9 protein-coding genes are annotated in these 9,455 nt (G+C 59.3%); 3 read left to right on the forward strand and 6 right to left on the reverse strand.

Annotation, left to right across the window (positions count from 1 at the left end):
• Positions 1-164: 164 nt before the first annotated feature.
• From C5F46_RS14965 to C5F46_RS14990, 6 genes are all read right to left on the reverse strand, one after another.
• Positions 165-1,022 carry a nucleotidyl transferase AbiEii/AbiGii toxin family protein gene (locus C5F46_RS14965; protein WP_107326130.1) on the reverse strand — a complete coding sequence of 286 codons (858 nt, stop codon included), beginning with the start codon at positions 1,020-1,022 and terminating at the stop codon, positions 165-167.
• A complete protein-coding gene (locus C5F46_RS14970) occupies positions 1,015-1,602 on the reverse strand; it encodes a type IV toxin-antitoxin system AbiEi family antitoxin domain-containing protein (protein ID WP_107326137.1) in 588 nt (195 codons plus the stop codon). The genes C5F46_RS14965 and C5F46_RS14970 overlap by 8 nt, the downstream gene beginning before the upstream one ends.
• A 263-nt stretch (positions 1,603-1,865) precedes the next feature.
• A complete protein-coding gene (locus tag C5F46_RS14975; protein ID WP_107326131.1) occupies positions 1,866-2,123 on the reverse strand; it encodes an addiction module antitoxin in 258 nt (85 codons plus the stop codon).
• 227 nt (positions 2,124-2,350) lie between these two features.
• Positions 2,351-4,543, reverse strand: a complete 2,193-nt coding sequence (recD2, locus tag C5F46_RS14980; protein ID WP_107326132.1) for an SF1B family DNA helicase RecD2 — start codon at positions 4,541-4,543, stop codon at positions 2,351-2,353.
• On the reverse strand, positions 4,540-5,016 hold the full coding sequence (locus C5F46_RS14985; RefSeq protein ID WP_107326133.1) for a thermonuclease family protein: 477 nt from the start codon (positions 5,014-5,016) through the stop codon (positions 4,540-4,542). Before C5F46_RS14985 ends, recD2 begins: the two co-directional genes overlap by 4 nt.
• Positions 5,017-5,022: 6 nt before the next feature.
• Positions 5,023-6,156, reverse strand: coding sequence for a Fic family protein (locus C5F46_RS14990; RefSeq protein WP_107326134.1), 1,134 nt, complete (start codon positions 6,154-6,156; stop codon positions 5,023-5,025).
• A 264-nt stretch (positions 6,157-6,420) separates the two neighbouring features.
• On the opposite strand from C5F46_RS14990, the gene C5F46_RS14995 reads away from it, so the two are divergent.
• The 3 genes from C5F46_RS14995 to C5F46_RS15005 all read left to right on the forward strand — a co-directional run.
• Entirely contained in the window at positions 6,421-7,179 is a 759-nt protein-coding gene (locus C5F46_RS14995) for a hypothetical protein (RefSeq protein ID WP_107326135.1), read from the forward strand.
• A gap of 98 nt (positions 7,180-7,277) precedes the next feature.
• The gene (locus tag C5F46_RS15000) at positions 7,278-8,684 is read left to right on the forward strand and encodes an exonuclease domain-containing protein (RefSeq protein ID WP_107326136.1); all 1,407 of its coding nucleotides are present in this window, start codon (positions 7,278-7,280) and stop codon (positions 8,682-8,684) included.
• A 328-nt stretch (positions 8,685-9,012) separates the two neighbouring features.
• Positions 9,013-9,455 (forward strand): ElyC/SanA/YdcF family protein (locus C5F46_RS15005; RefSeq protein WP_181317770.1); only part of this gene is annotated, 443 nt, incomplete at its 3' end.

Raw genomic sequence — 9,455 nt, forward strand, 5'->3', positions numbered from 1 at the left:
AGGTTCAAATCCTACTCCCGCAACCAAAATCCTGAAATAAAACAAATACTTAGAACCCGACGTAAACCGTCGGGTTTTTGCTTTTGGAATTCTGGTCAACACCTGGTCAACGTTTTGCGAGCCGCCCATGCGAAGCCAAAAATGATCGCTGTGGTCTTCAACCTTCACGCAGCTGCTCTGCATGCCGATTCAAGCCAAGCCCAGATCTGAGCGGTAACCTCGGAGAGCGGCTGTCCTTCGAGAAGCGTGCCCTCCGAGTAGGCCTGCCACTGCGTCATCTTCGCCGGATCGATCGAGAACTCCTCGGACAGGCCGACTGGGCAGGAGGCTGGAACAATCGTACCGCGTCGAGCGAAAGTTCCTCGGATCGCAGCCGCGAGGTCGCCCATGTCGATGTCGATGGATTTCGGCAGCGTCCACAGATCATACAGGTCTTTCATCCGGCTGTTCGCCAAGCCCAGCGCCACTACGGCCTGGAACTTCTCAGCGATGACGGTTGCCGGTGAGTAGGCGCGGATCGATGCAGCAGGGAAGTCGAGCAGGGATCCGTACTCGATCTCGAATTGCGGATCCGCCAAGGCATCACCAAAGCCGAGGTCCACGGTGATCGGTATGCGCGTGTTGCCCAAGCGGGCTTCAGTCCGTAGCCGCATCCCGCCATAGATCTGGTCCTCGCGAATGGCGACGGCCGTCAGGCTTTCAATGTCATAGACCAGCCCGTCATCGCCATCTATGGCGAGTATATGGGAGAAGGCAGTCTTCAGTTCAGCCTCCTCGTCCGACCCGAACGCCAGGAAGTCGATGTCCCGGGTAAAGCGGCCGGTATCAGTCGTCCACAATGTGACGAGCATGCCACCCTTCAGGACGAAGCGGTCGCGATATTCGGAGACCGACAGCCGGTACACCAGTCGTTCGAGACCGAAGGCCACCAGGACAACGTCGAACAGCTGCCCTTCGGCACGGGCAAGGTTCAGCAGACGCTGACGCACGGAGGCCGCGATGTCCTTGGGTTGCTTAGCCATTTGACGTCAGGGCCTCCAGATAGGGACGCATCTGGTTCCACGCTCCGTTCTCGCGCGCGGCTGTCGCGAGCTGACCGGCCGTCGCCTTCTTCGCGCCCAGCGCCGCCTTCATCGCCTCGATGGTGACGGATCGGTCCACCAGCTTCGGGTTCCGGAATGCGTCTGCAATCGTCTTGGCGATGGAATAGACCCGAACCTCCGCGTCCCCGATGCGATGGACCTCGGTGCCATTGGTCAGGTAGGGCTCACGGAAGCGCACGATGCGGATGCGAGGATATTCGATCTTCGGTGCCCAGTCCTTTGCGCCGATGGCGATCCATACTCGGCGTGGAAGTTGGTCGGTCAGTTGATGAAAGGACAGTGCCGACGTCAGGCAGATGACGGCCTTGGGTGCGAGTTTGGCGATCTCGATGAGCCCAGCATTGAGGTCGGGTTCGCTGTCGGGCAGCTGATACAGTCCCCGCCCGATCCGCACCACCACGCCATCTGTCACAGCCCTCGCGATGGTGGTTCTGTTCACGCCGATGGACGCCAAATCCCTTGAACGGGCTGGCGCATGAACTTCCATGTAGTCGATCATGCGGGCACGCTGGCCCTGATCCGTCACAAGCATAGTTACAAAACCTCGGACACAAGTTCATTCTGTCCTAGGTTTTGTAACACATAGGGCAGATTCAAGCAATCTGAACAGACCCGCATCCGACCATGTCATCATGATCGTGCGCTGCAGGTTGTGCGGAGATTAGAGCCGACATTCTCCGCACGACTGCCCCGCAGCGGGATCTTGCGGTTCGATGACCCTTGAACCAGATGGCATCCGGATCACGAGAAGAGGCTGAACCGTCAAAGGCGGTTACGCGCGATCACCTCCGCTGCAGAGGACGGATGATAGGTGGATTCCGGCGCGCTGAACCCAGCGGCAAGTTCTGCCGGCAGCTGCGTAAAACCCGCGACCTTCTGGCCCGCCATGTCGCGCCGGATCAGCTCTTCCAGATAGGCGCTGACGGATTGACAGGGACCTGCTTCGCTCACCATCAACGTCAGGAACTCGCGCAGTTTCTCATCGATCTCCAGCGTCATCGTTCTGGGTCGGGGCGTCATCCGTCTCTCCTTCTGGCTGTCAGCTTGAGCCTCGCAGAACGCACGGCCGGTCTCGTCTCTTTCCTCGTCTCACAGCCAATCACATGCGTGCTCCTTTGGCACAAAAGCCTCGGTGCTTTCTTTGCGGTCGCCACGTTACCTGCCAATTCCTCCTGACGTGCATGGTCACTCTTGCGGTACCGCTCATTTTCTTCGGCGTACCATGCCCAACAAGTAAGCTGCGCTAATCAGGTAAAGATCTTCGGTTCAGATATCAGCCACTCATCGAGCTTTGACCAGCGCCTGCGGCCTGAAACGTTCTTCACCGCGATCGCCACGGCCTTCTTCTGGCCGACCAGCACCACGAGCTTCTTGCCCCGCGTGACCCCGGTATAGATCAGGTTGCGCTGCAACATGGCGTAGTGCTGGGTCATGACCGGGATGACTACCGCAGGGTATTCCGACCCCTGGCTCTTGTGAATGGTGGCGGCATAAGCCGGCACCAGGGTGTCGAGTTCGCCAAAGGGGAAGCTCACGCTTCTTCCGTCGAAATTCACCGCCAACTCAGCCTCGTCGATGTCGACATCTTCGATCATGCCGATGTCGCCGTTGTAGACGTCCTTGTCGTAATCATTCTCGATCTGCATGACCTTGTCGCCGGGGGCGAAGGTCCAGCCGAAGCGCTCGACCTTCTTCTCCCCGGCTGGGTTCAGTACGGCCTGCAACTCGATATTGAGCGAGCGCGCCCCGACGCCTCCGCGATTCATCGGGCAGAGGACCTGGATGTCCTTGATCGGATCGAAGCCGAAACGTTGGGGGATGCGCTTGGCGACAAGCTCGACGATGCGCTTCACGGCTTGTTCTGGATCTGCAGCCGACACGAAGTAGAAATCGGCATCGCCCTCAGGCTTGCCAAGATCGGGCAGATGCCCGGCATTGATCGCATGCGCAGTGGTGATGATCTTGCTTTGCGCGGCTTGTCTGAACACCTCCGTCAACCGCATTACTGGAACAGCGCCAGAGCCGATGATATCGGCCAGCACCTGGCCGGGGCCCACCGAGGGCAGCTGGTCGATGTCGCCGACGATCAGGAGTGCCGCGCCACTTGGTACCGCCTTCATCAGCGACTGCATCAACAGCACATCGACCATCGAGCTCTCGTCGATGACCAGCAGATCGCAGTCGAGGGGGTTTTCATCGTTGCGTTTGAAGCCGAAGGCTTTGGGATCGAACTCCAACAGCCGGTGGATGGTCTTGGCCTCCATGCCGGTGGCCTCAGTCATGCGCTTGGCCGCGCGGCCCGTGGGCGCGCAAAGAAGAAGCTTCACGCCTTTCGCAGCCAGGATGCGGAGGATCGAATTCACAATCGTGGTCTTGCCAACCCCAGGACCGCCGGTGATCACCATGGCCTTTGAGCGTAGGGCTGTGCGGATCGCCTCAGCCTGGCTGGCAGCCAGAGTGAGACCGGTCTTCCCCTCAATCCAGGGCAGCGCCTTACTCGCGTCGATATCTGGCCAGGGCAGGGCGCCGGCGCGAATTCGTTTGATCTGTTCGGCGATGCCACGCTCCGCAAGATAGAGCCCGGTCAGGAAGATGCAGTCTGCATCGCCCACCCGGTCCGCTGTGACGGTTTCCTCAGCGAGTTCCTCCAGCAGCGCGCTCTCGATCAGGGGTTGGACCACTTCCAGTAGCTTGCCCGCCAAACCGATCAGATCTGCCCGGGGCAGCCCGCAATGCCCATCCCCCATAGCTTCACTCAACGCGAACGAAATCCCCGCCCGCACACGGATCATCGCTGTCTTCTCGATGCCCAGCTTTTCGGCGATCAGGTCGGCAGTGCGGAACCCGATCCCTCGGATGTCCTTGGCCAGACGGTAGGGGTTCTCGCTCATCACCTGCACGGCGTCCGTGCCGTAAGTCTTGAAGATCCGTACTGCACGTGCTGTGCCCACGCCGTGCTGGTGCAGGAAGACCATGATCTCGCGGATCACCTTCTGATCCGCCCACCCGGCAATGATCTTGGCCGCGCGCATCGGGCCAATGCCTGTGACTTCGCGCAGCCGCTCGGGCGCGGCCTCGATGATGTCAAAGACGTCTTTCCCGAACGCCTTCACCAGACGCTTGGCATAGACCGGCCCGATCCCGCGGATCATCCCCGAGCCGAGGTATTTCTCGATCCCATCAACTGTCGACGGAGCAGAGGTCTTCAGAAAATGCGCTTTGAACTGCAGACCGTGGTTACGGTCATTCAGCCAGACCCCAGAGGCTGTGATCCACTCGCCCGCAGAAATCATCGCAGCGTGCCCAACGGTCGTCACCAAATCCCGGTGGCCCCGTGCCTTCACCCGAAGCACGCAGAAGCCGCTTTCCTGGCTGTGGAACGTTACCCGCTCCACCAGGCCGGCAAGGATCTCCGACGTGCTCTCGGTTGGTGGCTTCATGGGATCCGCTGACCTCGCCGCCAATCCCAAGGCATCACGAAGGTTCCGGCCCAGATGTTGCGCCCAGCGCGGCGTGCCTGGTCTTCGTCAGCGATGTAGTCCCGCGAGTAGCGACGGTAAGCGACAGCCCAGCCTTCGCTCACCATCCACCGGTTCAGATCTTCATCGCTGTGTATGCATACTGCGACAGCGCGGTCGTACCGGTCGATGTCGCGGACAGAGCAGGCGACCGTGCCTCGACCAATCCGATCGGAGAGCACCAGCGCCGCTTGCTGACCGCAGCGCCATGCGGCGCCGGAGGGGCGGTTGCAGACCTGACCGCTTTCAGGAGCATCGATCCCATGCAGGCGTATCCGAACGCCACGGATCTCGAGCGTGTCGCCATCGATCACGCTGGCGACGCCAATCAGATCATTCGCCGCGGCCGGAACTGCGGTCAGAAGGGTTGCGATGAGGGCGATCACCTTCAACATGCTCGCTCAGACCTTCAACAGGTCCAACAATGGGTCAAAGGCATAGAGCGCTGCCCTGCGTCCAGCTGCAGGCTGCAGGGTTCGCAGTAGACCGGCATCAACCAGCCGACGGGACAGCGCGCGTGCAGAGGTTGGCGGAATGCCCGACCTGTCCACGAAGCGATCATTGCGAAACACTGGGCTTGCGAAGACGAAGTCCAGCGCCTGATCATGAAACTGCGAGTTGAGGACCTCGCGGAAGCGCTCCCTCATCTCTCCATGCAGGCGGAAGATTGCGTCCGCCGTCTGGATGTTGACTGTTGCCTGGGCATGCATGGCCTCAAGAAAGAAGGCGACCCAGCCGGTCCAGTCTCCGTTCGCTGAAACCGCGCGCATCCGTTCGATGTAAGCGTCCTTGTTGGCCTCGAAATACCCAGAAACGAAGAAGTTCGGCTGATGCAGGACGCCAAGCTTCCACAGCATCAGAGTGATGAGCATGCGGCCGATCCGGCCGTTGCCGTCTTCGAATGGGTGTAGGGCCTCGAACTCGACATGTGCGATCGCTGTCCGGATCAGTGGCCGCATCGTGCTTTCGTTGATGTAGCGCACAAGCGTGCCCATTGCCGGGCCCAGATGCTCTGGCGAAATGGGAACGTATTGGATCTTCCCGCGGCGCTCGTCCCCGATGTAGTTCTGCTCGACCTTGTAGCTGCCCGGCCGCTTTCGGGCGCCACGACCAAAGGACAGCAACTGCTGGTGCGCTGTCCGGATCAGGTGTTCGCCAAGCGGCGCACCCTCGGCGAGCGCCTGCTGGGCATTCCTCAGCGCGCGAGAATAAAGAAGCGTCTCCACATCGTCGTTGCGCGCTTCGCGATAAGGGTCTGCGGAGCCAGCGTCTTCTTCTGCTTCAAGACGGTACAACTCCTCGATGGTCGAGATCGTTCCTTCCATACGCGAAGATGTTACGGCATCCTGGCGGCGCAAGGGCGCAAGGAACAGCTCGCTGTTCACCATGCCCGACATCTTGGCATCGTATCGTGCGAGCGACGCAGCTGCTTCCTCCAGTGGGCCGAGCAGAACCTCGTAATCGAGGCTCGCAGGGGGGAACGCCCCGTGATGGTAGCTTACGGCGTCTGTCAGGTCGTAGGGTTTGATGGCCATCACTTCGCCGATTCTGTCGTCAACATGATTTGACGACAGCGTAGAGGCAGCAAAGTGCGTTGACAACGGAATGGGCGCTTTTTTTGCCGCCAATCGCCGTTGACGTCAGCCAGCAGACATCAAGGTAGGCTCCCCTATCAGTCCACGTAGAGCGAACCTGACCGTTTCGGTCCCGCCGGTCATCGCCCGGCTGGACAGGTCGGCTCTCCGGTCTGCGCCCAAGATGATCCAAACTCCTTGTCACCGGCAACGTGCGCGGGCTGCATGGAAATGACGCGCGGCCTGTGGCAGCATCGCGCCATGATCGAATTCCGAGCACTGCCCGATGACCACCCGGACCTTTCGTACTCGCCCTTGCTGCGAGGCGCGATCCTGACGCTCAAATACGCGCAGGAGCACGGATCAATCGGGCTGACAAAGACCAAATCTTTCAAGCGCGTGTTCGTCCATTGGGCCGTCGAGCATTTTGACTGGCCGGGCAAGAGCGCCGAAGAGATGTTTCGCTATAACAAAGTCATAAATGAATTCGAGTTCCCGCCCCTCGAAGTTCTGCACTTCCTGCTGATCTCCCTGCGCCTGGCACGGCACTTAAAAGGCGAGTTCCGGCTGACCAAGAAAGGTGCTGAATTGGCCCAGTGTCCCGGGCGCCTGTTTGCAGAGCTGATCCCCTACTTCGTGCTGCGGGTCGATCACGCATCTTACGCGCGTTTTGACGAAGCCCCCTTTGGAAAATGGGACGTCTGGATGAACGTCATCAACGTCGAGGCTGACCATGGTGCGACGGAAGCAGGATTGTTCGAAGCTTTCTACGGGGAGGCAAAGGACTGGCATACTGCGGGATGGCGCGAAATGGCCGCGTTCTCTTGTTGTGTGCTGCGTCCGCTGGAATGGTCCGGGTTACTGATGGAAAGCCAGGAGGACGATGCAGGCAAGCGTGTTAGCCACGTATTCAAGACTCCGCTCTGGCGCAGCGCGCTGATCCTCGATACCGACGAGATGCTGCGGCCCGTGAGGGTGCAGTGAGCGGAGATGACATCTGGCTTCCCAGTGGGCAGATGTCCCATGTCCCCGTGGGGTGTTTCCGGGATGACGTGTTGCCCGGCAATCGTTAGGCTGAACCAATGAACTTTGTTTTCTACGATCTTGAGACCACTGGTATTTCGCCGGAGTTCGACCAGCCGCTGCAGTTTGCGGCGATCTGGACCGACGGGAATTTCGTGGAAAAAGAGCGCGTCAACATCCGTTGCCGGCTCGCGCCGCACATCCTGCCGTCGCCGCAGGCGCTGGTCGTCACCCGGGTCACGCCGGAGCACTTGACCGATCCAAGTTTGCCGTCGCTTTTCGAATTCTCACAGCAGGTCGGGGCATTGACTGAGCGTTGGGCGCCCGCAATCTGGGTTGGCTACAACACGATGAAGTTCGATGAGGAGGTGCTGCGCCAGACCTTCTATCAGAACCTTTCGCCCAACGTTTATGCCACCCAATTCAACGGCAACACGCGCTTCGACATCCTGCCCGCGATCTATGCCGCCTATGTCCGTGCCCCCGAGCTCCTGGCCTGGTGCACGGATGCGACCGGCAGGCTGAGTTTCAAATTGGACCGATTGGCGCCGACGAACGGCTTCAACGCGCATAATGCCCATGACGCACTTGGTGACGTCGAAGCCACAATCCACCTCGCGCGCCTGATTTCGACCCGGAACCCTGCGCTCTGGTCAGAGATGCTCGACAATGCGCACAAGGCGCGCGTCGAGGCCAAGCTGGAAAGCTTCCGGCCCTATGAACTGGTGACGCGCTTCGGCGGTGGCGAGCCGCGATCGTTCGTGGGCTGCTTCTGCGGATATTCTCTGGGCAACAGCGCGCAGGCGGCTTTCTTCGATCTCGACGCTGCCAATCCTGCTGATCTGCTGGAGGCCCCTGACGACGCGCTGTTTGCTGCCGTCGATGCCACGCCCAAGATCATCCGGGGCGTGTCCACCAACAAGGCGCCGACGCTCTTGGAGCTGCGACAGCCCAGCGCGGACCACCTGCACCGCGCGTCTATCATCGCAGGGGCACCGGAGTTTCGCAGGCGCGTAGGTGCTGCGATGGCGGCACGGTTTGTCGAGGATCCTGACGCCCCTCCGAAACCGGTGGAACGCCAGATCTACGGACAGTTCTATTCTCACGCCGACAAACTGCTCCTTCAAGAGTTTCAGCATGCCCCTTGGCCGCGGCGCCAGGAAATAACCGCCAGCCTTGCAGATCCCCGTTTGCGACAGCTTGGTCGACGGCTGGTGGCGTTTCACAGCCCAGCGCTTCTGAACACTGAGGAAACGTCGCGCTTTAATGCGTATCTTCGCGAGAAATGGTCTTCTGGCGAAGCGCCGGAAACAGATTGGATGACGCTGACCAAGGCTCGGAATGCGATCGAGGCCCTGCGGCTTGAGGCTGCTGCGCCTGCCGAAGACCTCGACTCAATCAGCGAGTTTATCCATCAGTGGAGCCAGCGTGCGTTCGATGCCAACGCCGGTACAGCTCGGGAATGAGGCAAGGCTTTCAGCGAAAATGCAAAGATGGGTCGATTGATGGCATACTTAAAACTTGCGAATGTTTCAGTGCAACTTGATCAGTCTGTCCAGACTTGCCCAGCGGCTGAACTCCGGGTCACAGAAATCGGAAAAATCTGGCCGTTGTCGTGTGTCACCTGCTCGGTTTCGCCCCTGAGATGGGGGGCAGAACCCCAACAGCCATCTGGAAATCTTGAACTTTTTGGGAAGGATGTTTCTTATCGTGCCAATCTAAGGCTTCCCTGGTGATGCCGTTAGTTACGAAACCGATGCGAGCTAGCGCGCCTCAACCCAAAAGCGTCAGCTGATGTTCATCCGATATCTCTTGCCAATGCTGATAGCACTTGCCCTCGTGGTCGCGCTCACAATTTCACAAGGTCTTGATTTTAAAGAACGCTCGCAGGCGACGGCTGATCCAAATTCTTATCCACGCACGGCGATCGTGTTCTCTGGGCAGTTTGACCGGATAGAAGTCGGTCTTCAATTGATTGAAGATGGTGCCATTGATCGCTTACTCGTGAGTGGTGCCAACCCGAAATCTGGTATTCATCAAGCGAGATTTTCTGATCAGTTTAACTTGACGATTAGACAGAGGTCAGCCTTGGCTAATGGCCAGATTATTCTCGCCGATGGCGCACTCTCTACCTTGGAGAATGCGATCGAGTCCGAGTGTTGGCTGCAAAGTTCTCCTGAAGTTTCCGAGGTATTGTTAATTACATCCACCCGCCATATGGCTCGAGCCTCCCTAGT

The organism is Phaeovulum veldkampii DSM 11550 (assembly GCF_003034995.1).
Classification (GTDB): Bacteria; Pseudomonadota; Alphaproteobacteria; order Rhodobacterales; family Rhodobacteraceae; genus Phaeovulum; species Phaeovulum veldkampii.

Coding starts and splice junctions, on each gene's coding strand:
- recD2 (WP_107326132.1), bottom strand. CDS start 4,543: ATGAAGCCACCAACCGAGAGCACGTCGGAGATCCTTGCCGGCCTGGTG.
- C5F46_RS15000 (WP_107326136.1), top strand. CDS start 7,278: ATGAACTTTGTTTTCTACGATCTTGAGACCACTGGTATTTCGCCGGAG.
- C5F46_RS14970 (WP_107326137.1), bottom strand. CDS start 1,602: ATGATCGACTACATGGAAGTTCATGCGCCAGCCCGTTCAAGGGATTTG.
- C5F46_RS14975 (WP_107326131.1), bottom strand. CDS start 2,123: ATGACGCCCCGACCCAGAACGATGACGCTGGAGATCGATGAGAAACTG.
- C5F46_RS14985 (WP_107326133.1), bottom strand. CDS start 5,016: ATGTTGAAGGTGATCGCCCTCATCGCAACCCTTCTGACCGCAGTTCCG.
- C5F46_RS14995 (WP_107326135.1), top strand. CDS start 6,421: ATGGAAATGACGCGCGGCCTGTGGCAGCATCGCGCCATGATCGAATTC.
- C5F46_RS14990 (WP_107326134.1), bottom strand. CDS start 6,156: ATGGCCATCAAACCCTACGACCTGACAGACGCCGTAAGCTACCATCAC.
- C5F46_RS14965 (WP_107326130.1), bottom strand. CDS start 1,022: ATGGCTAAGCAACCCAAGGACATCGCGGCCTCCGTGCGTCAGCGTCTG.